Annotated in this window: 23 protein-coding genes and 1 tRNA gene; 5 read left to right on the top strand and 19 right to left on the bottom strand. The window is 61.8% G+C overall.

All coding sequences use genetic code 11. From position 1 onward, the window contains the following. Positions 1-76: 76 nt before the first annotated feature. The 6 genes from WH91_RS16465 to WH91_RS16440 all read right to left on the bottom strand — a co-directional run bounded on the left by WH91_RS16465 (position 77) and on the right by WH91_RS16440 (position 6,163). Complete coding sequence (locus tag WH91_RS16465; RefSeq protein ID WP_046172087.1) at positions 77-673, bottom strand: NAD(P)H-dependent oxidoreductase; 597 nt, start codon at positions 671-673, stop codon at positions 77-79. Continuing rightward, positions 673-2,073, bottom strand: a complete 1,401-nt coding sequence (locus tag WH91_RS16460) for an FAD-binding oxidoreductase (protein ID WP_046172086.1) — start codon at positions 2,071-2,073, stop codon at positions 673-675. The genes WH91_RS16465 and WH91_RS16460 overlap by 1 nt, the downstream gene beginning before the upstream one ends. Then, the gene (locus WH91_RS16455; RefSeq protein ID WP_046172085.1) at positions 2,070-3,383 is read right to left on the bottom strand and encodes a cytosine deaminase; all 1,314 of its coding nucleotides are present in this window, start codon (positions 3,381-3,383) and stop codon (positions 2,070-2,072) included. Before WH91_RS16455 ends, WH91_RS16460 begins: the two co-directional genes overlap by 4 nt. A 1-nt stretch (position 3,384) precedes the next feature. After that, positions 3,385-4,263: an ABC transporter permease gene (locus tag WH91_RS16450; RefSeq protein WP_244542374.1), complete on the bottom strand. Its 879-nt coding sequence runs from the start codon at positions 4,261-4,263 to the stop codon at positions 3,385-3,387. Continuing rightward, positions 4,260-5,024 (bottom strand): ABC transporter ATP-binding protein, encoded by a 765-nt coding sequence (locus WH91_RS16445; protein WP_082102229.1) that lies wholly within the window; start codon positions 5,022-5,024, stop codon positions 4,260-4,262. Before WH91_RS16445 ends, WH91_RS16450 begins: the two co-directional genes overlap by 4 nt. A 137-nt stretch (positions 5,025-5,161) precedes the next feature. Further along, a complete protein-coding gene (locus tag WH91_RS16440; RefSeq protein WP_046172084.1) occupies positions 5,162-6,163 on the bottom strand; it encodes an ABC transporter substrate-binding protein in 1,002 nt (333 codons plus the stop codon). A 209-nt stretch (positions 6,164-6,372) separates the two neighbouring features. Here WH91_RS16440 and WH91_RS16435 point away from each other — a divergent pair, with 209 nt between their 5' ends. Next, complete coding sequence (locus WH91_RS16435) at positions 6,373-6,762, top strand: RidA family protein (protein ID WP_046172155.1); 390 nt, start codon at positions 6,373-6,375, stop codon at positions 6,760-6,762. Between the two features lie 9 nt (positions 6,763-6,771). Beyond that, entirely contained in the window at positions 6,772-7,563 is a 792-nt protein-coding gene (locus WH91_RS16430; protein WP_046172083.1) for a creatininase family protein, read from the top strand. Positions 7,564-7,761: 198 nt separating this feature from the next. Here WH91_RS16430 and ugpC read toward each other — a convergent pair whose 3' ends face one another. Genes ugpC through WH91_RS16410 form a run of 4 tightly spaced genes read right to left on the bottom strand, consistent with a single transcriptional unit; the run spans position 7,762 to position 11,708 of the window. After that, positions 7,762-8,877, bottom strand: coding sequence for a sn-glycerol-3-phosphate ABC transporter ATP-binding protein UgpC (gene ugpC / locus WH91_RS16425; RefSeq protein WP_046172082.1), 1,116 nt, complete (start codon positions 8,875-8,877; stop codon positions 7,762-7,764). Beyond that, a complete protein-coding gene (locus WH91_RS16420; protein ID WP_046172081.1) occupies positions 8,877-9,587 on the bottom strand; it encodes a tyrosine-protein phosphatase in 711 nt (236 codons plus the stop codon). Before WH91_RS16420 ends, ugpC begins: the two co-directional genes overlap by 1 nt. Further along, positions 9,587-10,462 (bottom strand): carbohydrate ABC transporter permease, encoded by an 876-nt coding sequence (locus WH91_RS16415; protein WP_052952900.1) that lies wholly within the window; start codon positions 10,460-10,462, stop codon positions 9,587-9,589. The genes WH91_RS16420 and WH91_RS16415 overlap by 1 nt, the downstream gene beginning before the upstream one ends. Beyond that, positions 10,452-11,708, bottom strand: a complete 1,257-nt coding sequence (locus WH91_RS16410; RefSeq protein ID WP_244542373.1) for an ABC transporter permease subunit — start codon at positions 11,706-11,708, stop codon at positions 10,452-10,454. The genes WH91_RS16415 and WH91_RS16410 overlap by 11 nt, the downstream gene beginning before the upstream one ends. A 77-nt stretch (positions 11,709-11,785) precedes the next feature. Between WH91_RS16410 and WH91_RS16405 the strand changes: the two genes are divergently transcribed. Then, positions 11,786-12,352, top strand: coding sequence for a TetR/AcrR family transcriptional regulator (locus WH91_RS16405; RefSeq protein WP_046172080.1), 567 nt, complete (start codon positions 11,786-11,788; stop codon positions 12,350-12,352). Between the two features lie 5 nt (positions 12,353-12,357). Here WH91_RS16405 and WH91_RS16400 read toward each other — a convergent pair whose 3' ends face one another. The 4 genes from WH91_RS16400 to WH91_RS24355 all read right to left on the bottom strand — a co-directional run bounded on the left by WH91_RS16400 (position 12,358) and on the right by WH91_RS24355 (position 16,313). Then, a complete protein-coding gene (locus tag WH91_RS16400; RefSeq protein ID WP_046172079.1) occupies positions 12,358-13,092 on the bottom strand; it encodes a tyrosine-protein phosphatase in 735 nt (244 codons plus the stop codon). A gap of 62 nt (positions 13,093-13,154) precedes the next feature. Then, positions 13,155-14,453: an ABC transporter substrate-binding protein gene (locus WH91_RS16395; RefSeq protein ID WP_046172078.1), complete on the bottom strand. Its 1,299-nt coding sequence runs from the start codon at positions 14,451-14,453 to the stop codon at positions 13,155-13,157. Positions 14,454-14,478: 25 nt separating this feature from the next. Beyond that, the gene (locus WH91_RS16390; RefSeq protein ID WP_046172077.1) at positions 14,479-15,333 is read right to left on the bottom strand and encodes a metallophosphoesterase; all 855 of its coding nucleotides are present in this window, start codon (positions 15,331-15,333) and stop codon (positions 14,479-14,481) included. A 44-nt stretch (positions 15,334-15,377) separates the two neighbouring features. After that, positions 15,378-16,313, bottom strand: a complete 936-nt coding sequence (locus tag WH91_RS24355) for a TetR/AcrR family transcriptional regulator (protein ID WP_158409585.1) — start codon at positions 16,311-16,313, stop codon at positions 15,378-15,380. A 287-nt stretch (positions 16,314-16,600) separates the two neighbouring features. Here WH91_RS24355 and WH91_RS16380 point away from each other — a divergent pair. Then, a tRNA-Pro gene (locus WH91_RS16380) sits at positions 16,601-16,677 on the top strand. Between the two features lie 67 nt (positions 16,678-16,744). Beyond that, complete coding sequence (locus tag WH91_RS16375) at positions 16,745-17,716, top strand: phosphotransferase enzyme family protein (RefSeq protein ID WP_052952898.1); 972 nt, start codon at positions 16,745-16,747, stop codon at positions 17,714-17,716. Between the two features lie 4 nt (positions 17,717-17,720). Here the strand turns inward: WH91_RS16375 and WH91_RS16370 are convergent, their stop codons facing one another. The 5 genes from WH91_RS16370 to WH91_RS16350 form a co-directional block, all read right to left on the bottom strand. Further along, a complete protein-coding gene (locus WH91_RS16370; protein WP_046172076.1) occupies positions 17,721-19,034 on the bottom strand; it encodes an O-antigen ligase family protein in 1,314 nt (437 codons plus the stop codon). Next, positions 19,031-20,476, bottom strand: a complete 1,446-nt coding sequence (locus WH91_RS16365; RefSeq protein ID WP_046172075.1) for a sialidase family protein — start codon at positions 20,474-20,476, stop codon at positions 19,031-19,033. The genes WH91_RS16370 and WH91_RS16365 overlap by 4 nt, the downstream gene beginning before the upstream one ends. Beyond that, positions 20,476-21,996, bottom strand: a complete 1,521-nt coding sequence (locus WH91_RS16360) for an undecaprenyl-phosphate glucose phosphotransferase (RefSeq protein ID WP_052952897.1) — start codon at positions 21,994-21,996, stop codon at positions 20,476-20,478. The genes WH91_RS16365 and WH91_RS16360 overlap by 1 nt, the downstream gene beginning before the upstream one ends. A gap of 72 nt (positions 21,997-22,068) precedes the next feature. Continuing rightward, a complete protein-coding gene (locus WH91_RS16355; protein ID WP_052952896.1) occupies positions 22,069-23,184 on the bottom strand; it encodes a glycosyltransferase family 4 protein in 1,116 nt (371 codons plus the stop codon). Between the two features lie 19 nt (positions 23,185-23,203). After that, positions 23,204-23,755, bottom strand: a complete 552-nt coding sequence (locus WH91_RS16350; RefSeq protein WP_046172074.1) for a polysaccharide biosynthesis/export family protein — start codon at positions 23,753-23,755, stop codon at positions 23,204-23,206. Positions 23,756-23,817 lie beyond the last annotated feature (62 nt).

Below are 23,817 nucleotides of genomic sequence, written 5' to 3'. Positions count from 1 at the left end.
AGTGAGCTTCGCCCATCCCGCAGGAATCTACCGGATTAGGCGCCATCACGGCTTAGTCTGTTGGCAACTTGCCTGCTCAAAAGTCCGACATCGCCCGCCGCACCCTGGCGAGGAACTGGAGAAGCCCGTCAGGCGTACAGTTGTTGAGGTCGTACAGCGCCAGGTATTTCGGCGGATTGCGCGTGCCGAAGGTGACCCATGCCCAGCGCCGGGCCAGCCGGCGCGGTGGATCGCCCATCACCATCGTGCGCCAGCGATTGCCGCCATAGGTGGTGACGAAAGCAACCTTTTTGATGTTCTTGAAATTGGGCACCAGCCGGCCGCGATCGACTCCGCCTTCGAGTACAAAGGATACGCCGGGCAGGAAGATGCGGTCGAAATATCCCTTGAGTATGGCGGGGTAGCCGTAGTTCCAGACCGGATGCACAAAAACCAGCGCTTCCGCAGCCACAAGGCGGTCCACATAGGGTTTGACCAGCGGGGTCAGGTTGCCGGGCACGTCGTGGTAGTTGAGGCGTTCCTCGCGGCTCAACACGGCATCGAAACCGGCGTCATAGAGGTTGAGCGCGTCAACCTCGTGCCCCTTGCGCGTCAACTCATCCACGACAGCATCAAACAGGGCGCGATTGAAGCTGGTTTCTACCGGGTGGGCGTGGATGACGTGGACGCGCATCAGGCGGCATGTACCGGATTGAGGCCGTCGAACAGCCAGGCCTTGCCGGCCTTGAAGTCGAAGTCAGGGTTTTCCCAGGCCACCATCTTGCCGGGGTTGAGGATGCCCCTGGGATCGGCCTCGCGCTTGAAGTCGAGCTGCTTCTGGTCGGTCCGTTTCATGCCGCCTTCTTCGAGCGTGTAGCGATGCGGATTGAAGACGTTGCAGCCATTGTCCTCGTGGATGCGGATGATCTCTTCGAGGCGTGCCTCGGTGGTGTAGCGCACTAGAGGAAGCCCTGCGAAGGTGACAATGCCATCCTGCCGCGTCATCTCGATATGCATTGGCAGCTCGTCGCCGAGCAGGCTGACGATTTTTTCGACATGGTCGATGGTGGGGTAGCGGGTCTGCAGGTAGGTGATCGAGGGATCGACCTTGAGCGCGCGCAGCGTGGTGTGGTTCCAGGCCAGCTCATAGACCGGCGGCAGACGCTTGAGTTCTTCTTCGCTTGCCCTGTCGGAGCGATACAGCATTTCGCCCCGGCTATGACTGGTGAACAGCGTCATCGCTGCCGCCGAAACCGGCGCCACCATGATCAGCACGACCGACTGGCCTGCCTTTATATAGGGCTTGTGGCGGTTAAAGTAGGCTTCCGGGATCGGTGCGGCGCAAGGCGCAACTTCCTTGACGAGAAGGCCATCCTGTAGAGCGACGGCCTCGGCAAAACGGGCAGCAGCCATGAAGTCGTCGAAGCCGACTATCATGTCGATCCAGTCATGCGCTGGTGCAAGCGGCATTTCGGCCTCGACGATGATGCCATTGGTGCCATAGGCATGGGCAACCTTGAGGATGTCCTCGCCTTCAAGATCGAGTTCGCGCGGCTCTGCCTCGCAGGTGATGACCTTCAGCCCGAGAATGCTGCCAAGGTTGCGCAGCCCACCCCAGCGCACCGAACCGACACCACCCGAACCGCCGGCAATAAAGCCGCCGATCGAGGCCATGCGGTAGGTCGAGGGATGGAAGCGCAACTCGCCGTGCACGGCCGCTCGCGTCTGATGGTCCATCTCTTCGAGCACTGCACCGGCCTGAGCGCGGACACGGTCCGGCTTGATATCGAGCACCTTGTCCATGTTCATGAGGTTGAGCATGGCGCCGCCTGAAAGCGGCATGGCCTGGCCGTAGTTGCCGGTACCGGCGCCGCGCGGCGTAATGGCAACCCCGTGCCGGAAGGCGGCAGCGAGGACGGTCTTGACCTCGTCATTGCTGCGCGGCGACACGACCACTTCGGCGGTGACATGATCGAGCTTGGCCTTGAGAATTGGCGAGTACCAGTAATGGTCGCGGCTGCGCTGCTGGACAAGTCTTGGATTGTCCTCCTGCGGAATGTCGCCAAGTTCGGCTCGGAATGCAGAAATGCTCATCGGGTCCCCATAAGGTCGTCTAGTTCACGATAGTCGGGAAGGGTGGTGTCGATCGCCAGGCCGCCTCGCAATACGGTGCGGTCGGCCTGTGGACGCGACATCAGCTCGGTCCAGCTGCGGGCGCCAAACAGCATCAGGTCGGCAGGCAGCGCCTCGGCGATGATGGCGCTATGGGCAAACCCGGCGATGGCTGCGGCATCGGCGCCAACAGCGCGTGCCCAGACAAAGGCGTCGGCCTGCGGGTGATCGAACTGCAGGATGCGGGCGCCCTCGCGCAGCACCTCGAACCCGTCAAGATCGCCATAGGCATAGAATGGGTCGCGGGTATTGTCGGAGGCGATGGCGACGGTAACGCCGGCGGCTTTGAGCTCGTTGAGCAGAGTGACGCCGCGCCAGCGCGGGGTGCGCACGCCCGATCCATTGTCGCGATCCTGCAGATACATGTTGCACATGGGTAGCGACACGACGGCGACGCCTGCGCGCGCGACTTTGTCGATGACGCGCTTGGCGACGTCGTCCGATTGCACGGCGAGCGAGCAGCAATGGCCGGCGGTCACCTTGCCCGTAAAGCCAGCCTCGATCACGGCGTCCGCGAGGCATTCAAGCGCATTGGCAGTGGGATCGGGGGATTCGTCGGTGTGAAGGTCGATTGCAAGATCGAGCTCGCCAGCGATCTCGACCAGCCGTCGCATGATGGTGTGGTTTTCGGGGTGCACAGCGGTCGAGCCGCCCAGAATGCCGCCAGCAGTCTTGGTGCGGGTTGCGACGGCACGGAGCTTCTCGGGATCGAGGATGGTGTCGGGCCCCATCAGCCCGGCAGCCTGCAACTCGATGCGGCCCGCCCAGCGAGCGCGCATGGCCTCGAACACCTCCCAGGTAATCTCATGCTGGGGCGGTGCCATGTCGAGATGGGTACGGATGGCAGCGGTGCCATGGGCAAAGGCGCAGCGCAGCGAAAAATCCATGCGCCGCTCGACATCGGCTGCGGCCCAGTTGACCGTTCGATCATCGAGCACCGCCATCAGGGCACCAAGCCAGGTGCCGTCGGGGTTCTGCTTGCGTGGCCAGATATGCCCCTTGTCGAGATGGGTATGCAGATCGACGAATGCCGGCAGGACGATGCCGCCATCGAGATCGATGATATTGAGCGCGGTGATTGAGCCCGCCGGCCCAATGGCGGCGATAAGGCCGTCAGCAATGGTAATGTCGACCCGGGCCAGAGCGCCCGACGACGCATTACCCATAACGGATACCGGGACCGAAGCATTGGCGATGACATAGTGGCCATCGGCCGGAATAATAACGTCCACATCAGTTCTCCCGCTTGATGGCGCTTTCGTGCCAGCGATGCAGCATCAGCCACGAAATGAGCGAGGTCAGTGCAAAGATAGCGACGCCCGTCCCCATCAGCAGCAGCAGCGCCGCATAGAGCCGCGGATAGTTGAGCCGATAACCCGATTCCAGCAGGCGGAAGGCGAGGCCTGAGCCCCTGCCGGCCGAGCCGGCGGCAAATTCGGCGACTACGGCGGCAATTAACGAAAGGCCGCCGCCAATCCGCAGGCCGGTGGCGAAATAGGGCAGCGACGATGGCAGCTTGAGGTGGATCAGGGTCTGCCAGCGGCTGGCGCCGTAAAGCTCGAACAGGTTGAGCAGGTTGTGGTCCACGCTCTTGAGGCCCGCCACCATGTTGGAGAGGATCGGGAAGAACGCGACGACAAATGCACATGTCAGCAGAGCCGACTGTGTGTCGGGCATGTAGATGATCAGCAGCGGGGCGATTGCGATCATCGGCGTAACCTGCAGGATCACCGCAAATGGGAACAAGGCCAGCTCGATCCAGCGGCTCTGCACCAGTATGATCGCCAGGCCGACGCCGCCCAGCAGTGCAATCCCCAGCGCAAGGACGGTGATCCGCAGCGTCACCAGCAGCGACGGATACAGCGTTCCCCAGTCCGTCCCGAGAGCCGTGATCACATCGAGCGGCGCTGGCATGATGTAGCGCGGTACCTGGTTCAATGTGATGTGGGCCTGCCAGGCGGCAATTGCCAGAACCACCATCAACACCGGAATGGCCACCGAGAAGATGCGCTCGATCAAGCTGGTGCGGCTGAGTACGATGGCTACGGCGCTGTCGGTGCCGGCTTCTGCGTTGACGGCCTCTGCGTTCATGGCGGCAATTACTTGGCTCATTTTGCCTGGGCTCCGCGCATGATGGCCTCCTGCAGGGCGCGCGACACGGTGTCGGTCGTCGCGCGATACTCCTCGGAGGTGCGATAGTGCTCGTCGCGGGCGGCGGACGTCACCAGTGGCAGGTCGGCATAGACCTGGCCGGGGCGCGCGCGCATGACGACGATGCGGTTGCTGAGAAAGGCGCTTTCGAACACCGAGTGGGTCACAAAGATCACCGTGATGCCGGTTTCGCGCCACAGGCGCAGCACGTCGTCGTTGAGCCTCTGGCGGGTGATTTCATCGAGCGCAGCAAACGGCTCGTCCATCAGCAGCAGTCTGGGCTTGGTCACCAGCGCACGGGCGATCGAGACGCGCATCTTCATGCCGCCGGACAGTTCGCGCGGATAGGATTTGGTAAAATCGGCCAGCCCCACCGAGGCCAGGGTCTCCATGATGACGCCATTGGCATCGGACTTGGACACGCGCTGCAGGCGCAGCGGCAGGTAGACATTGCCCCACACTGTCTGCCAGGGCATCAGCGTCGGCTCCTGAAAAACGAAGCCGATATCGCCTTCGGGAAGCCCACGTGCGTTGATCTTGGATGATGGCCAATCGATGCTGCCGGCGCTGGCCGCACCCAGTCCTGCGATGATGCGCAGGGCGGTAGACTTGCCGCAGCCGGAGGGACCGAGCAGGCTCAAAAACTCGCCGCGACGAACGTCCAGCGACATGTCCTTGAGCGCCAGCGTGCCATTGGAAAATTGCTTGCTGACGTTGCGCATGGAAACCACCAGGCGGGCAGCGGCTGTTACGCCGGGACGGGTCGGCTCGGTTAGGGTCAGGTCGGTCAAATCAAGGTCGCCCGGATTGGGGTCGGAACGGCGCGGGCGATGTGCCCGCGCCGATTTGCGTCAGGAGATTACTTCATCAGGTCCACGCCAAGGCCCTGGCACACATATTCGGTGCTATAGGCCTGGCTCACGTCGATGCCGGCTTCGAAGACGCCGACCTCGACCATGCTGGTATAGAAGTCGTTCCAGCCGGCGTCGGTCATGCAGCCGATGCCCTTGGTCTCGGCATCACCCGAAACGACGATGCCATATTCCTTCATTTTTTCGATGCCATAGGCGATCTGGTCATCGGTCATTTCCGGATTGTCGGTCTTGATCAACGCGTTGGCCGCGGTGTTGTCGCCATAAAGATAGTTGGTCCAGCCGATGATCGAGGCTTCGACGAAACGCTTGGCGACATCAGGATTGGCATCGACCCATGGCTTCATCGCTTCGATGGTGGTCGAATAGGGGTGGTACCCCTGGTCCGCCAGCAGCCAGACATCGGGGGCAAACCCTGCCTCGCGCTCGATCGAGAGCGGCTCGGACGTCAGGTAGCCCTGCTGGATGGCCATGTCATTGGCCAGGAACGAGGCCGGGTTGAACTGATAGGGCTCGTATTTTTCATCGACGAAGTCGGGCCATTCCGTTTTGATCCAGCTGAAATAGCCGCTGAAACCATCGGCGCTAAGGATGTACTTGGAGGCTCCTGCCAGCTCGGGAAAAGTTGCGAACTTGCCGGGATGCGACATCAGGATCTGCGGATCCTTCTGGAAGATCGCGGCCAGCGTGATGGTCGGAATACCTTCCTTGACCGCGTTGATTGCCCCGGTCGCGCCGCCCATATAAAACTGCACGCCACCGCTGACCAGCAGGGGCCGTCCGGGCGACTGTGGGCCACCCTGCATGATGGTGACGTCGAGGCCGTACTCGGCATACGTGCCGTCGGCAATCGCCTGATAGTAGCCGCCATGCTCGGCCTGGGCGAGCCAGTTTGTGGCGAAAGTCACTTTGTCCTGCGCCATGGCGCCGGCAGTCAGCAAACCGAATAGGGCGGCCGAGGACGAAACCAGTTTGGTGCTCTTATGCATTTGCGCTCCCGTGGCCTGGCAGACACCGCCGAGGCCTATTTTTTATGCGACAGTGCCGTCTGCACAAATCCTGCCCCGGTTACGGGCTTTTGTGAAGTCAACAAATGGGCATCAAACAAAAATGCCTGCTATGCGTGCAGCAGATGTCGATTTGGGCTAGGCAAGGGACTGGCCTGCCGCTAGCATTCCCCCTCACACAGAATTTCCAAATGGCCATTCCGCTCAATCCCTCGCATATCCATCCTCCGTTCGCGCATTACAGCCATGGTGTCTTGGTGCCGGCGGGGCAGCGACTGGTATTTTGCTCGGGTCAGTTGGGTATCGCGGCGGACAAGATTGTTCCCCCCGATTGTGCCGAACAGGCCCGGATCTGTTTTGACAATATCGCCGCGATACTTGCGGAGGCCGGGATGGGTCTTGGCAATATCGTGCGCATCAATGCCTATGTGACCGGCCGTGAGCATCTCGCCGCCTATATGGCGATACGCAACGCGCTGTTCGCAGAACCATACCCGGCCTCGACGCTCATGCTGGTTTCCGGCTTTGCCCGGCCCGAATTCGTCGTCGAGATCGAAGCTATCGCCGCCGGCCCAGCCTAAGGACAATCCATGACCCGCAAGATCTGGTGGACCGACTTCACGGCCGCTGATTTCGATCATATCGACCCCAGAAAGACCATTGCCATCATGCCGATCGCCGCTGTGGAGCAGCATGGCCCCCATCTTCCGGTCGGCACCGATACCATCATCAATCAATCCATGATGGACCTGCTCGGCGAACGCGCCCCCGCAGCACTCGACATCCGTATCCTGCCGGTGCAGGCCATCGGCAAGTCCAACGAGCATATTTGGGCCAAGGGCACGATCACCCACGGCGCGACCAATCTCATCGATGCCTGGACGCAGATCGGGCTGGAAGTGGCGCGCGCCGGCATCCGCAAGATCGTCTTCGTCAATTCCCATGGCGGCAACGAGGAAATCATGGGCATCGTGGCGCGCGAGTTGCGCGTTCGGGCCGGCATGCTGGCGGTCAAGAGCGGCTGGCGCTTCACTCCGCCCGATGTGCTGACCGATCTCGAACGCCGCCACGGCATCCATGGGGGCGACGCCGAGACCTCGCTGATCCTGCACTTCAAGCCACACCTGGTGGACATGGCTCTGGCACAGAACTTCGTCTCGATCGCAGCCCGTGACGAACAGCAGTTCAAGTACCTGCGCCCCACAGGAGCCTTTGGCCACGTCTATGCGTGGATCGCCTCCGACATCAATCCCGCGGGTGCTGTGGGGGACGCAACCCTCGCTTCTGCCGACAAAGGCAGGATCATCGCCGAAGCCAACATCGCCGGAATGCTGGAAGTCCTCGCCGAAGTGGAAAGCGCATTCCTGCCGGACCAACGCTGAGAAAAATGGAACGCCTCGGCCGGCAATTTCGAGATTGGTTTAATCTGTCTGCACGTCGGACATTGGCCCTCTGGACGCCAGGCAGTGCCAACCTGCTTCCGGCCTCCCGCGCGGCGATCAGAGATGTCCATTTTTGCCTTTTTCATGACGTGAGCGGACAGTTTGCGCCCACTCCGTATCGGCCGCTGCCGACGCACTTCAGACGTCTTCTCGCTGCTTGCTGCGAGCAGTTGCACTTGTCAACGCCAGGTCTTGGCGCAGGCGGGTGATGCGGTCGAAGCTCTGGATGGTATGGGGCGGGAAGGTCAGCCACACCGTGCTGCCGTCGATATTTTCATCGCCGGGCGGCAGGACGACGGCGACTTCGCTGCCGTAGAGGCTGCAATAGGCTACCCGCGAGCCGCCCAGCTCTTCGACCAGTTCGACAATCGCCGGCAGGCCTTGGCCAGTCACCGTGGAGAGCACGATATTTTCGGGGCGGATGCCGATGGTCAGCGTGGTGCCCGCCGGGAGGGTCGACTGCCCGACTGCCACGTCATTGGCGATGCCGTCGAGCGTGACCCTGCCGCCTTTTACAACGGTGGCCGACAGCAGGTTCATCGCGGGCGCGCCCATGAAACCGGCAACAAACACTGAGGCGGGACGGCGATATATTTCGGCGGGCGAGCCGATCTGTTCGACCCGGCCGGCATTCATCACGATCAGCGTGTCGGCCAGCGTCATCGCCTCGACCTGGTCGTGGGTGACGAAGATCGAGGTCGCCTTGAGCCGCTTGTGCAGCCGCTTGATCTCGATGCGCATCTGCACGCGCAGCAGGGCATCGAGGTTGGACAGCGGCTCGTCGAACAGGAACACCGCCGGTTCGCGCACGATGGCGCGGCCCATGGCAACGCGCTGGCGCTGGCCGCCGGACAGTTGGGCCGGGCGACGGTCGAGATAGTCGGTGAGGTTCAGGATCTTTGCCGCATCGGCGACCCGCTTGTCGCGCTCTGCGACGGGGAGCTTGGCGATGCGCAGCGGGTAGGCAATGTTCTGGCGCACCGTCATATGCGGATAAAGCGCATAGTTCTGGAACACCATGGCGCAGCCGCGATCGGAAGGCTCGATGTCGTTCATCACTATGCCGCCGATTTCGATAGTGCCCGAGGTGATGTCCTCGAGGCCGGCGATCATGCGCAACAGCGTGGACTTGCCGCAGCCGGAGGGGCCCACGATGACCACGAAGTGACCATCCGGGATTGTGACGTCGATGCCATGCAGCACGGGCTTGCCATCATAGGTTTTCTTGACGTTGGTGATCGACAGATCGGCCATCAGATTTCTCCCACGAGACGATTGCGCAGACGGTCAACCGTGGCGGGTGCGAGCCCGATACGGTCGAGATAGGCAGCGACCGAGCCAAACTCGGCGTCGATGAAGGCGAGGGTGGCACTCACGGTCGCCGGCTCGGAGGCCAGCAGGCGCTGGAAACCGACCGGGTCGGCGCCGCGTGCCACGGCCCCGGCGGTGATTTCGGCCATGATCGGGGCGAGGTAGCCGGCGGTCAGTGCGTAGTCCTCGACGATCAGCCCGGCTTCGACGCCGGCAATGCGCAACAAAAGAGCCGCGACGATGCCGGTCCGATCCTTGCCGGCGGTGCAGTGGAACAGCACGGCGCCGGGCGGGGCATCGGCGATGATGGTCAGCACCTGGGCCAGGGCCGGCTGACGATGCGTCAGTGCCAATTGGTACAGTTCCAGCAGCAGGTCGCCTTCGCCCATCAGGTTGGGCGCGAGGCCTTCGAGCAGCGAGACATTGTAATAGGCGACATCTTGATGGTCGGTGAACGGGTTGGGCTGGTGGGTCAACTCATCACCGTGGCGCAGGTCGATGACGGTGGTGACGCCGGTGTCGAGCCGGTGCATCGCATCGGCGCGCAGCATGCGGCGCCACTGGGTCTGGCCATTGGCGACCGGATAGCCGCCGAGGTCGCGGACATTATAGGTGCCGGCGATCGGAAGGTGACGAGTGAGTGCGGGCTGCATCAGCGAATTCCCGATTTCATGAAGGACTGGACGACCTGGCGCTGCAGGACGACATAGATGATGAGAACGGGCAGGCTGGCGAGGGTCGATGCGGCCATCAGCGGACCCCACTGGTTGCCCTCGGCGGTCATGAACATCTGGATGCCGATCTGGATGACGCTGTTTTCAGCGGTGCGGCTCAGCAGCAGCGGCCAGAAATACTCGTTCCAGGTCGAGATGAAGATGAGGATGGCCAGCGACGCGATAGTCCCGCGCAGGTTGGGCACCAGCACTTCCCACAGGATGCGCCAGTTGCTGGCGCCATCCATGCGGGCCGCTTCGATTACCTCGCGTGGGAAACCACGCATCGCCTGGGCCAGCAGCATGATGGCAAGGGCCGCTGCGACATTGGGCAGGATCAGCGCCAGGATGCTGTCGAGCAGGCCCATATGGGCGATCAGCAGGTAGTTGGGGATCATCACCACCTGGAAGGGGACCAGCCAGGTGAGGGCGATGGCGGTATAGACCAGGGTATCGAAGCGGAACTTCCAGCGGGCAAAGGCGAAGGCCGCCAGAATGCCGGTCAGCAACTGGAACACCGTCGAGATGGCTGAGAACACCAGCGTATTCAGTAGCATCCGCGCGATCGGGATGGCGTCGATGGCGCGGGTGAAGTTGTCCAGTGACGGCTGCGTCGGCCACAGGCTGGTCTCGAACATCGTATTGGCCGGGCGGAACGAGCTGACCAGCATCCAGTACACCGGAAACAGGCAGAAGATCGACAGCAGCACCATCATCAGGTGACCGGCGGCGCTGTTCAGACCCGACCGGGCCGAAATCCGGCGCAGCGCGACTGGCTTGGCAAGCCCGGGGCGGGCGAGAGCATCAATTGTCATGGAAGGAATACCTGTCGATCAGGCGGAACAGCACGAAGGCTATGACGCCGAAGCCGAGGAAAAGGATGACCGCCGAGGCCGAGCCCCAACCCACCGACATGGTGGAGAAGCCGAAATCCCAGAGCAGGTAGTAGATATTGGTGGTGGAGCCGAGCGGGCCGCCGCCGGTGAGCACGTTGATATAGGTGAAGCTCCACTGCGCCCCGAGCAGGATGGTCATCACCACGAGGAACAGCACGGTGGAACTGAGCAGCGGCAGGCGGATGTCGCGGATGACCTCCCACTTGCTGGCGCCATCCATGCGGGCCGCTTCGATCAGCGTCGGGTTGATATTGGCATTGGCGGCCGACAGGATCAGCGTCGAAAACCCCATCAGCTTCCAGCCGGTGATGACGATGATGGTCCAGATCGCCACATTGGGATCGGACAGGAACTTCACCGGATCAAGGCCGACGCCCTTGATCATCTGGTTGGCAAGGCCGTAGCTCGGATCGAGCAGCCAGCGCCACACCGCGGCGCCAACCACCGGCGCGATGATCATCGGCACGAAGATGATGGCGCGGTAGATGTTGCGCGACCGCTCGGGCAGGTCGTGGGTGTAGATCGCGATGCCCAGCGGAATCAGCACGGCAAGCGGCAGCAGGCCCAGGATGTAGACGCCGGTATTGCGTAGCGCTTGCCAGAATTTGGGCAGTGCGAAAATGCGTTGGTAGTTCTCCCAGCCGACGAACAGCTGTGGCGAATTTGGCAGCATGTTCCACTGGAAAAAGCTCAGGCGCAGTGCATCGACCAGCGGCCAATAGATCCAGACCACGAGGGTTATCAATGCCGGGGCGAGGTAGAGCCATGGCGTCCAGCGCGTGCTGCTGACACGGCGCAGGCGTTTGGGGGCGGCGGAAACATCTGCCATGTCGCGCTCCGTTCGAGAAGACGGTCTGGCCCGCCAGTCGTGCTGCAGCCTGTCGGGAAAGCCAGGGAGGGAGCTTTCCGGCAGTGCTGTTGCGACCGGCGGACCAAGACCGGCTTCTGCCACGATGACCTTGAGGTTGCCGTAGCTGCCAGCGTCGCCCTGATTGGTAAGGTCTCCGCTGGCGACGATGAAGCTTGGCTGTGGCACCAGGGTTTTCACTTCGGCCAGGATGCGGCGAAGCGTGGTGGTGGTGTCTGAATAAAGATGGTCGTCCTGCACGGCCGGATTGCCGACATGCAGGTCGGTGAGATCGATGAAGGTCACGGGATCGGACACGAGCGCTCTCCTTGTTCTGGCAGACACCAAAACGGCAAATTTTTGCGGTAACTAACTGTTTCGCCTAAGTTTTTAACATTCGACTCGACAAGCGCGAGCGCATCCTGGCCGCGGCGGCCCGGCCGATCGTTCGCCATGGTTTGCAATGCTCGATGGCGGCGATTGCCGAGGAAGCGAGTGTCGCTACCGGCTCGCTGTACAACCATTTCGCCTCCAAGGAAGCGCTGGTGCTGGGCGTCTACACGCGGGTCAGCATGGAGATGTCCGAACGTCTTGCGGCGGCTCCGGCGTCCGATGGTTTGACGCTGCAAGGCGAAGTGCGGCGCTATATCGAGCTTCACATCGACTTCATCTGGGAGGACCCGGACCGCGCCCGGCTGTTCGACTATCTCGACAACACGCCGCTCATTACCCTGACCGCAGCCAAGGCTATTTTCGGCACGCATGTGCTGCATGGCATTGCGATCATGGAGGCGGCACAGGCGGCGGGGTTCGTCCGAGCCGGACCGGCTTCGATGATCATGAGCTTTGTGCGCGGTTCGATCCGCAACGCGCTGAAACGCCGACGCCAAACCGATGGCACGCTTGCCGCGGCGGAAAAGCAAGTCGTCGCCGACATGTGCTGGGCCGCCATCAAAGCATGATCGGTTTAGGCGCATAGCCGGTCGACCAGTCTGAATAGTTCGGCCGAGGTTAGTCCGATTTCCGCGAGATAGGCTTGGGTACCGCCACGTTCGGTGTCGAGATGGTCAAGCATGCTCGTCATGGTGGCGGCATCGCTGGCGAGGACGCTGTCGATATGTTCGGGCTGGCCGCCGGCTTCGAGCGCGCGTTCCCGCAGTTTTCCGATCAGGCCGTGTGCCTCGGCAGTGAGTGCATAATCCGACACGATGTCGGCACGGGCGACACCGGCGACGAGCAATAGCAGCGCGGCGATGATGCCGGTGCGGTCCTTGCCGGCGGTGCAGTGAAACAACACGATGCCCGGTGGCGCGTGGATGATGGCGCGCAGCACTTCGGCGACTTGTGGTCCGCAAGTGTCGAGGGCATCGCAATAGCGCCGGGCCATGTCGAACGGCGTCTGTGTCATCTCGATCGGCGCCAGCGCGTCGAACAGGACTATGTTGCGATATGAGACCGTGGCGTGATCGCGGAAAGGGTGTGGCGTGACGGTGGTCTCATGCGGCCCGCGCAGGTCGATCACCAACGTCAGGTCGTGTTCGGCGAGCTCTGTTGCGCTCTGCCGGCTGAGGTAGTGTAGCGCTTCGCCGCGCAGGATGCGGCTCCATTGCGTCGTGCCACCACTGCTGCGGGCATAGCCGCCCAGGTCGCGGATATTGTGCGTATCGGGCAGGGGCCAGTGACGCATCGCTGCCATGGTCATGGCGGCCTCCAGTCAAGTCTAAGGGAAGGGGGCGCGGTCCTTGGAACCGCGCCCGGTCGCTATCAGGGCATCAGGCTCTGCGCGTTTTGCTGGGCGACGGTCAGGACTTCGGTGACGTCGCCGGTGCCGAGCACGGCTTCCGTCACGGCTTCCTTCATCATCGATTCGGCCTGGCGGTAGTTCGGGCCGGGGAAGGCGACATTGGGGGTGAGGCGGGACAACTGTTCCAGGTTCGGACGGATCAACGGATGGGCTTCGGTCCAGGCGCCCAGATATTCGGCATCATCCACGATGTCGAGGCGCAGCGGCAGGTAGCCGATCTTGCTGGTGATGATTGTGTAGCCATACTTGCTGGTGAGGAACTTCATCAGCTCATAGGAAGCCCGCTGCTTGATCGGGTCCTTAGAGAACGTATAGAGCGCGCTGCCCGAATTGGTCGGTGCGGTGGGCTTGTCGCCAAAGCTTGGCATGCCGGTGACGCGCAGTTCCCAATTACCTTCCGACGCCGTCGAGAGGCTGCTCTGCACTGCACTGGTGTAGAGGAACATGCCCAGCTTGCCGGCTGCCATTGCTTCGTTGGCACCGGCGGTGTCAATCTTGGCGTGAGCACCGCTATCCACCATGTCACGCAGCATCTGCACGGCTTCGACACCTTCGGGCTCGGCAAAGGTCAGAGTGTTGCCGTCGCGGACCTTGCCGCCATTCGACATCAGTACCGCCTGGTACACAAAGGTGCCGTCGGCTGGGCCATAGGCGCCGGGAAAGAAGCCCTCGGCATCGGTCTTTTCGACGATGGCGTCGGCAGCGGCCTTTATTTCGGCCCAGGTCTTGGGCGGATTTTCCGGGTCAAGACCGGCTTCGCGGAACAGGTCTGCATTGTAGAACAGGACGGGCGTCGAGAACGTGTATGCAAGGCCATAGGTCTTGTCGTCGATCTTGCCCAGATCGAGACCGCGCGGGAACATACCCTCGGTAAGGGCAGCGAAACCCTCAGGGCCGGCCATGTCTTCGAGCGCATTGGCGCCTAGGTCGCTGGCAATGTAGTAGAGGTCACGGAACACTAGCTGCGCCACGTCGGGCTGCTGGCCGGCGGCCATGTCGGCCTGCAGGCGCGTGACAATCTCGTTGGACGGCACGCCGACCGTCTCGACCTTGACGTTGGGATTTTCTTCTTCGAACTTGGCCAACAGTTCGCGCGTCGCGTCAGCCCCGGCGCTCGCGGTGGCGAGGTTGTAATTGTAGAAGGTGATGGTCACCGGCTCGGTGATGGCATCGGCCATCTGAGCGAAGGCCGTACCGGAGAGAGCGGTAAAGCCCAGGCTGGCGGCGGCCAGCAGTTTCAGGAAATTGCGTTTGATCATGGGAAGGTGTCCTTAAGGGAGGGGATCAGCCGGCAGTGGCTTCGGCGAGAGCAGCTTCCTGCTTCTGCCGCAGCAATTTGAGGTCGTAGCGGTTGAGCTCCGCGCGGGTCTGGGGCAGGGGCACCAGCGCCATGGTGAGGCCTGAGCTCCTGATGGTGCCGATGCCGAAGGACGAGCCCTCGACCATGCGCAGCACATCGACGGTCAGGATGTCGGTAGCCGCGTGCTGGCCCATGCCGACGATCACCGGAATGCCGTGCCAGACCGAGAAGCGGTCGTGGTGGATATGACCGGACAGGATGGCCAGAACGTTGCGGCCCTTGAGCATGGCCGCCAGCGTCTGCGACTGGTTGAACTCAATGGTGCGCCAGTGATCCCACGGCGGCGCATCGCCCAGCGCAGGAGCATGGTGCGCGACGATCAGCTTGGGCAGATCTGGATGGCTGTCGAGAGTTGCTTGCAGCCACGCAAACTGCTCTGGCTCGAGGCTGCCGCCAATCTGGCCGGGCGTCGTGGTATCGAGCGTGATGACATGCACGCCGGCGATGACCTGCTCATGATCATAGGGCAGGTCGAGACCGTTACTACGGCCCAGCATGCCTTCGTAAAAACCGGTACGGGTATCGTGATTGCCGATGGCATAGACCACCGGCAGGTTGGTCGCCGCCATGATGGTCTTGAGCTGGCGATAGCTGTCGGCATCGCCGCGATTGGTCAAGTCGCCACTTGCGATGATGAACTGGGGCGCCTGGTCCATGCTGCCGACCAGTTCGAGAACGCGGGCCAGTGTTGCCGACGTATCGCTGAACAGATGATCGTCCGCGACGGCAGGATTGCCGACGTGCAGGTCGGTGAGGTGAATGAAAGTAGTCTCGCCCATAAGCCATGCTCCGTTGCTGGGGCACGACCTAGACTCCTCCCGTCTCAGTGACGTGACGAGTTTGGAACAGTGTTTGAATTGGCTGGCGGACGCGTCGTGAAGATAGGCGCTGTGGCCGCAATGACGTTGTCCAGCACAACCTGTGGATCGCCCAGGTCGAGCATATGATTGGTCAACTCGTCGGTACGGCGTCGATTACGCGTCATCTGCGAGCGAACGCCCAGCAGGCAGGAAATCCTGAAGCCGATATCGACGTCGCTCAGCCACGGTGAAATCTTGCGAAAGTGCGGCACAAACAGGCGGTGATGGTCAATATCCTCGATCATCGGACGAAATATTTCCGGGTGGTCGCTGGATTGCGCCAGGCTCGTCATATGCCTTAAGACGCTGTAGCTTGAGGTGGCATCAAGGCTCCAGCGGATGGACGGGCCGACCATCGCCGCGATCAGATCTTCGATGCGGGCAGGCGCGGGATGCGCCCGCTGTATCGCCGCCTGCAGCAAGGCAAGACGCTCAGCATTCAGCCGCAGATAGACCCGCTCGGCGACCGAGAAAATCAGATGCTCGACACTGCCGAAATGATAGCTGATCGCGCTCACGCCGGCCCCGGCTCGCTGTGCAATATTGCGCACGGTGACCTCGTCGGGGTGCTCAGCAGTGTTAAGCAGGTCCTCACAGGCAGCCTGCAATTTCTCTGCCGTAATACTCTTGCTGGTTTCGCGCTGCACCCGCGGAACATCTACCAGCGCTGTGACAGAGTTGTGACTTAGAGATTGGCGCGTAATGTCCTCGGTAAGGAGCGCGATCTGCGCTCGCTGGTTTGCCGCTGCTGCGATGGCCTGTGACGCGGCCTGTTTCAGAAGTGGCACGGCTGGTTCCGGCCGCCGCACCGCACGCTCAAGCACGGCGCGCAACAGCGCCTGCTTATTGCCGAACACGGCATAGATTGTTTCGTTCGAAACCCCGGCCGCCCGCGCCAAGGGCAGCAGGTCGTACGAAAGCGTGGGCTGTCCTGAACAGGAACAGTTTGCACTTTGCGCCGATGTACCCCCCGAACCTGCTAGCTGAGGCTCGTACAAACCTCGCGGTGCACCGGCGCTGGCCCCAGAGGAGGGAAGGAGAGGGAATAAGTGCCGAACATCCGTGGGACTTCGTAGGATTTTTTCTCCTACGCAGTCGGTACCCATCGGAAAATCGCACTTTGTTCTCGCCAAGCGAGAAATCAGGGTTGCACCTAAAGCCCCGTTTCTCTATGTCTCCGCGCAGTCGGGGCGTAGCGCAGCTTGGTAGCGCATTTGTCTGGGGGACAAAGGGTCGCAGGTTCAAATCCTGTCGCTCCGACCATTATCTCTCCTTTGTGCCATAGCGATGCGCCTGCATGGGCTCATTGCTGCAGTCTGGAGCCTTGCAAATGCCTCTGACGGCGCTTGAGGTCGAGCCCGCCCTGTCATGCTGGACCGATGTTGATGGTGGTAGCGCCAGACTCATCAATCACTCCGAGAACCAGACGTTTCAGATCGACACTGCCGAACGCGGCAGTTTCACCCTGCGTGTGCATCGCATCGGTTACCAGTCGCGTATTTCCATCGACAGTGAACTGGCATGGCTGACGGCGCTGCGGCGTGACACGGCGCTACCGACTCCGGAGCCAGTTGTCGGCACCGACGGCGCGCTGCTGCAGCACTTTTCAACGCCGCGTGGCGACCGACTTGCCGTGTTGTTCAGGCACCTGCCGGGTGGTGAGCCGTCTCCGGACAGCAATATGGGCAATCTTTTCGGCACGCTTGGGCGCTATGCCGCAATCATGCACCATCATGTGACGCGGTGGCAGCGGCCGGCCGGCTTTCAGCGGCAGGTTTGGCAGGCCTCCACCATTCTCGACGCCGATGCCCCGTGGGGTGACTGGCGCATAGCGCCGGGTGTCAATGCCGGCAACCGTGCGATCCTTGATCGCCTCGATGCGGCCCTTTGGCACCGGCTTGCCGAGTACGGCACCACTGCCGATCGCTACGGCCTGATCCATGCCGATATGCGGCTGGGCAATCTTTTGGTCGATGGCGACACCACCCACTTGATCGATTTCGATGACTGCGGCTTCTGCTGGTTTGCCTATGACTTCGCCGCCGCGATCTCGTTTCATGAGACCAATCCCGCCATTCCGGCGCTCAAGGCGAGCTGGATCCAGGGCTATCAGGCTGTCCGCCCGCTGCAGGCCGAGGACATCGCCGCCATCGATTCCATGGTGATGCTGCGTCGCATGGCACTGCTTGCCTGGATCGGCTCGCATGCCGAAACCAAGCTAGCCCAGCAACATATGCGCGGCTTTGCCGATGGTACGGCGCAACTGGCCGAGCGCTACCTGCGCGGCCGGATATGGTCGTAGCCCATTAGCCGTTAGGGCGTGCCGCCGTCGCCACGCGTGTGCGGGGCGGGGGAGGACGCTGGCTCGCCACGGCCTGCCGTGCCGCGACCGGCTTGGCGCTCATGCCTGGATTGAAGGCGTTAAAGCCCCATACCAGTCCGTAGAACAACCATGAATGCCGCCAGTGTTCACCCTCATGCAGCGTCGAGCAGAAAATGATGCCCACGAGTGAGATGAGCAGCACAATCGCGAGTTCGTTTTTTGTCCGCCGGTAATTCCGCAGCGATACGACCACGCTGCCGACTGCGATGGTTACATAAGCGATGCCGCCGCCCCAGCCGTAGTTGACGAAGGAGCTGAGCCAGATGTTGTGGATGGGCTCCGGGAATATTTTCTCGAGCTGCAGCACCCCGATCCCAATTGGGTTCTGGGCGATCATTGGCAACACCAGCAGATAGCGGTGGTACCGGCCTTCCTCGCCGAGGTCGTAGGATTTGGCGAAGGTCAGGCGATCCATCAGCTTGGCGGTGAACTCCGCCGAGGTGAGACTGGCAAAGACGAACAGCACGATGCCGGTTACGAAAAGGCCGCCGACAATCAGCAGCAGCCGCTTTGGGTGGCCGCGGTTGTGGAAAAAGATGTAGGCAAACAGGCAGAACAGCGAGGCGACGACGGCAATGCGCGAGAATGAGAGCAGAATGCCCAGCAGCACAATCACCAGCGCCCCACTAAGCAGCACCTTGCTATCCCGGCCGCGCGACAGGAAGTAGGCACAGAAAACCACGGCCGGGATCAGGAACGATCCATACATGTTGGGGTCGTCGATGAGCCCCTTGGCGCGCCCGTCCCAGGTCAACAGTTCCATCTGGGTCAGAAAGCCAATGGTGCCGAGGATCGAGGCGATAACGCAGGAAAAGATGTAGACCTTCATGAAGGTCTCGAAGTTTCGTCGGCTCCAGCTCATCGATACAATGGCGCCGATCACGCCGATCGAAATGGCAAAGGTCTTGGCCAGCAGCTCGAAAGCGACAAACTCCTCGGAGATATGGGGAAACGACGCCAGCGAGTAAGACACCACCCATGCCAGCAAAAGCAGCACGAGCATGATAGCGCGCCGCGTCACCTGCTGCTTCTTGAACAACGTCATATGAATTAGGGTGATCAGGAACGACCCGATGAACAGCATATCGACCGGCGAGGGCCGCATCAGCGTGTAGTTCATGGCGAGGACGGCGACCAGGAACACCATGTTCCGCGTCGAGAAAATGGCGAATCGCAACCCGTCGAGGCTCACCCCGACCGCGTGCGTTTCGTTGCGGCTGTCGGCGGTCATGCTCATGGGGCCAGTCCATAGCCAAGCAGGAATTCCATGTTTCCAAGCCCTTCGCAGTCGGGCGCGCTCGAAGCAAAGTGCGTCCGCGCCTGCTCGTTGACGCAACGATACACCGGCACGGCATCCGGTTGCTCATCGGCAAATAGCCAGCCGGCGGTGCGCTCCCGGTCATAGCCACCGGCCCCACAGCTGCCGTCCGCGGCGAGCATCTGATCCAGATGCCCGGCCCAGTTGCTTGAACACTCGGCAAACTTGACGCTCGCAATGCCTTCGGGCGCGCGGGTCAGCATGTAGGCGACAGTCGTGTCGCGGCGATAGGCCTGCCGGTCGCCGGTCAGCGGTCCGGTGGAGGTGACATAGATTTGCTGCCCAGGATCCGACCAGCGCGTCAGCGCCATCCCGGCCTGGACTGGCAGCGGGATGTCCTGAACTGTCACTGATACTTCGTGGAACACGAGGTAGCGGCTTTCGAACCCCTTGCCGGGAGGCACGTAAATGTAGCTCAGCAGGAAATCCTGATCGACGGCGTTGCTGCCATTATCCGGATTGAGAATGGTGCCATAGGCGATCAGGTCGGTTTCTGCCGGCCGGTCCCAGTTGGACCCGTCGATGGTGAGCAGCGGCTCGTCGAGGTCGACGAAGGATATCTTGTCCGCCGACAGGGACAATCGCACGCCGCCAAACCAGGGGTCGGTCGCAACCGCGGCTACCCAGCCATCATTCAGCAGATAGCCCGCACCGGGTCCGAGAAACCCGATGGCCGTCGCCTTGCCGCCGAGACCCGGCTCGGTCCAGCCGCCCTCGTAATACTTGTGCCAGTTCGTTGAATCGCTTTGCGGCGCCCGGGCCACGATGGTCTGCCAGTCGGAATTTCGCAGGCAATAAGCGTATAAATAGCCGTCCATTCCATCGACCATCGAGCAGTCGCCCTCGCCGGTGATCCTGTCGGGCTGCAGCGTGTCGGTGCCGGTAATCACTGTTTGTGGCTCGCTCCAGCTCAGGCCGTCATCGGGCGATGTGGCGATGGCCATCGACTTTCCAGTCCGCCCCACTTCGTAGTCGCAGTCGCGCTCCTGGTGGACCAGGCCAATCACCTCGTCGCCAGATCTCGTGGTGGAGGTCAGCCAGCGCCCGCAATCGCTGATGCTTCCGGGCTCGCCACCCCGCAGAACGGCGCGGCGCTCGCCACCCATGTCCCAAATTGTGGGGCCGTCGATGGCGTAGGTAGCGCCATTGGCGCTGAAGCCGCGAAACGATCCGTCGGCCAGTTTCAGCGCAGTGAAAGTTGCATCCAGCTCGTCCGGAAACGGCCCACGGATGACCACGGGCGACCCCACCCGCACCCGCAGGCAATCCACGCAGATATCGCTTTCGGCCTGCGCAGACCCAGCCATCCCCAGGACGGCAAGGGCAATGAAGCCTGCAGCGGAGAGCAGGGCGGCTTTCATCAGTAGGCGTTTTCCGAGTCGAACAGCCGGATCGGCGTCATGGCCAGGATGTAGACGTCGAACCAGATCGACCAGTGCTCAATGTAATAAAGGTCGTGGTTCACCCGGTTCATGATCTTGTCGATCGTGTCGGTCTCGCCGCGCCACCCGTTGATCTGGGCCCAGCCGGTCATGCCCGGTTTGACGCGATGGCGCGCGAAGTAGCCTTCGACCGCTTCGTAATACAGCTGGTTATCGGCTTTGGCCTGCAGCGCGTGCGGCCGTGGTCCGACAATGGACAACTCGCCTTTGAGCACGTTGAACAACTGCGGCAGTTCGTCGATGGAAGTGCGGCGGATGAATTTGCCGACTTTCGTGACGCGCGCATCGCCCTTGGTCACCAGCTTGGTGGCAGCCTCGTCGAGCATGTCGGTTCGCATCGAGCGGAACTTGTAGATCTTGATCAACTCGTTGTTGAAGCCATGCCGGTTCTGCCGGAAGAACACCGGGCCAGGGCTCTCGAGCTTGATGGAAATCGCCGTCGCCAGCATGATGGGCGACAGAAGGATCAGCGCCGTCAGCGCCACGATCTTGTCGAACACCCACTTGAAGACCAGGTTCCAATCCGAGATCGGACGGTCAGCCATGTCGAAAACGGCTATGTCACCGACATAAGAATAGGCCTTGTTGGTGAACTTGAGCTTGCTCATATGGGCGGACAGCCGGATGTCCACCGGCAACACCCAGAGCTGGGTCAGCATGTCGAGCACGCGTTTTTCGGCCGAGAGCGGCATCGACACGATGACAAGATCGACCTGGGTACGACGCGCGAACTCGATCAGATCGACCACTTTGCCAAGCTTGGGATAGCCGGCAACGGTCTCGGGCGATCGGTCATCGATGCGATCATCGAACAGGCCGAGCAACTCGATATCATGGCTGGCGCTGGCGCGGATTTGCTCGATCAGATTTTCGGCATCCTTGCCGCCGCCGACCACGACGGTGCGACGACGCAGGCGCCCTTGCGCGGTCCAGCGCTGCACCAAAGCGCGCAAGGCAAGCCGGTAGCTGAGCAATAGAACGGCGCCGCCGATGAACCAACCCACGAGCCAGACTCGCGAAAAATGATCACCGGCCTTGAGCAGGAACAGCCCGACGGTGAGTATGGTCATCACCACCGTCCAGGCCACCAGAACACGACCAAGCTGGGTGAAAACCATGCGGTAGGCGGCAATGCGATGCGCTCGAACGGCGTTGAACAGCACGTTGGCAAGCAAGCAAGCGGTCAGGATCACGGGAATGTAAAAGGCCGGGTGGCCTATTTCGACATAAAACTCGTAAATGCCGTAGCCAAGCAGGGCCAGCAGCACCGCCTCGACGACCTGGGCAACGCCCGCAACCACCGCGCCGGAGATCCTGCGCTCGACGGGAGCTGCAATGATGGATTCGGCCTGAGGCGACAGTTGCCGCCCGGATTCACCGGCAGCGGTCTGCTTGGATACGTGATCCAGCACGGCCTGCTTGGGGTCTACTCGATACATGGGACGCTTCCGGCAAGGAATTCTAGCGCCCATTCTGGCGCCAAGGGGTTTAAAGTCGGTGAAGTTGACCGACTAAGCTCTACCCAACACCGTCTGATAAAGCGCCTCGATACCGTCTGCCATGACCGACAGCGAGAAGTTCTGCTCGATATGCCGCAGACGGGTTTCCATTTCGGCTTCGGCTTGCGCGGGTTGGTCGAGCGCGGCCTGCATTGCAGCCCGCAAAGCGGCTACATCGCCGGCCGGCACCAGGCTGTTTGCGGTCGGGCCGAAGATTTCGGGAATGCCGCCGACACGCGTCGCGATGACCGGCAAGCGGGCGGCCGCGGCCTCCAGCACCACATAGGGCAGGGACTCTGCCAGGGAGGGCACTACGGCGATGCGGCCCTTGGCAAACGTTGGACGAGCCGGCTGGGCGCCGAGCAGGGTAACGCGCTGCGACAGGTTGAGCTTGGAAATCCGGGCTTCGAGTTCGGCGCGGGCGGCGCCGTCCCCGGCCATCACCAGCGTCGCGGGTCGAGTATCCGGCAGGCTCAGACCCACCAATGCGTCGATCAGGACATGAATGCCCTTGAGCTCGCGCAATTCGCCGACGAAGGCGAAATCGGCAGCGTCGGGCAAAGCGGTGACCGGCACAAATTCTTCGGGCGCGAGGCCATTGTGAATGACCTCGGTTGGGCAGGTGGGAGCTCCGATTAGCGCCGAATAGATGGTCTGCGCATAGGCGCTTTCGAAAATGATCGCGCCGGTCTGCGCCATCAACGCGCGTTCGAGCCGATGAAAAATCCGTCCGGAGACCGAGCTCGTGGAAAAGTGCAGCACGCCGCCGTGAGGCGTATAAAGCGCCGCAGCTTTGCTGCCGGCAAGACGGGCCAGGCGGGCGTAAAAACCGCCCTTGGCGCCGTGGCCGTGCATGACGTCGATGTCGAGAGCGCGCGCCAGCCTGCGCACGGCAAACGGTGTGGTGAGATCACCGCGACCCAGCAGGCGCGGCATTGCAAAGCGGTGAATGCCCAAAGCGGCGTGGGGCAGCAGGTCGCTCAGCCTGCTCTCGGTCTGGGCATCATTGGCCAGGCTATCCACGACGAGGCCCACACTGTGGCCGCGCGCGGTCAGCTCCCGCGTCAGGTCTGCCACATGGCGGAACAGGCCGCCGACCGGCGCCCGCATCACCTGAAGGATGCGCAACCCCGGTCCGGCAGGCACTTTAGAACCAGCGTTCGAGAATGACGACGGTATCACCCGGATAAAGCGGGAAATCCATATCGACAGTACCCTTGACCATCTGGTCGTCCTGGCGGCGATACACCACGGCACGGTCGCGATCTGCGGTGTCGGAAAAGCCGCCGGATGTGCTGATCGCGGATCGAACGGTCATGCCATAAACATACTGGAACTGGCCGGCATTCTTGATCTCGCCCTGGATGAAGAAGGGCCGGTATTCGGCGACTTCCACTGCAACATCAGGATTGCGCATATAGCCATTGGCCAGGGCCGCAGCGACGCGACCGGCGGCGACTTTGGTCGTGGCGCCACGTACCTGCACGGGGCCGACGAGCGGGAATGCGATCGAACCGCTGTCATCGACGCGATAGGTGTTGCTGAGTTCGGCATCGCCATAAACGCTGACGCGCAGGGCGTCACCGGTGTCGAGTTGATACGGCCCCTTGGTCTCCACCAGGTAACTGGCAGGGCGTGTAGTGGCGCAGCCGGCAAGCGGCGGCAACAGGGCTAGGGCAAGTAGGGGTAACCAGCGCATTCCACTCTCACGCACTTTTACAATGCCGCCACTCTCTCTTGTCTTGGTTAATAAAGCCCTTC

The sequence above is a fragment of the Devosia psychrophila genome (assembly GCF_000971275.1).
Taxonomy (GTDB): domain Bacteria; phylum Pseudomonadota; class Alphaproteobacteria; order Rhizobiales; family Devosiaceae; genus Devosia; species Devosia psychrophila.
This window is presented reverse-complemented; position numbering and strand designations above follow the sequence as displayed.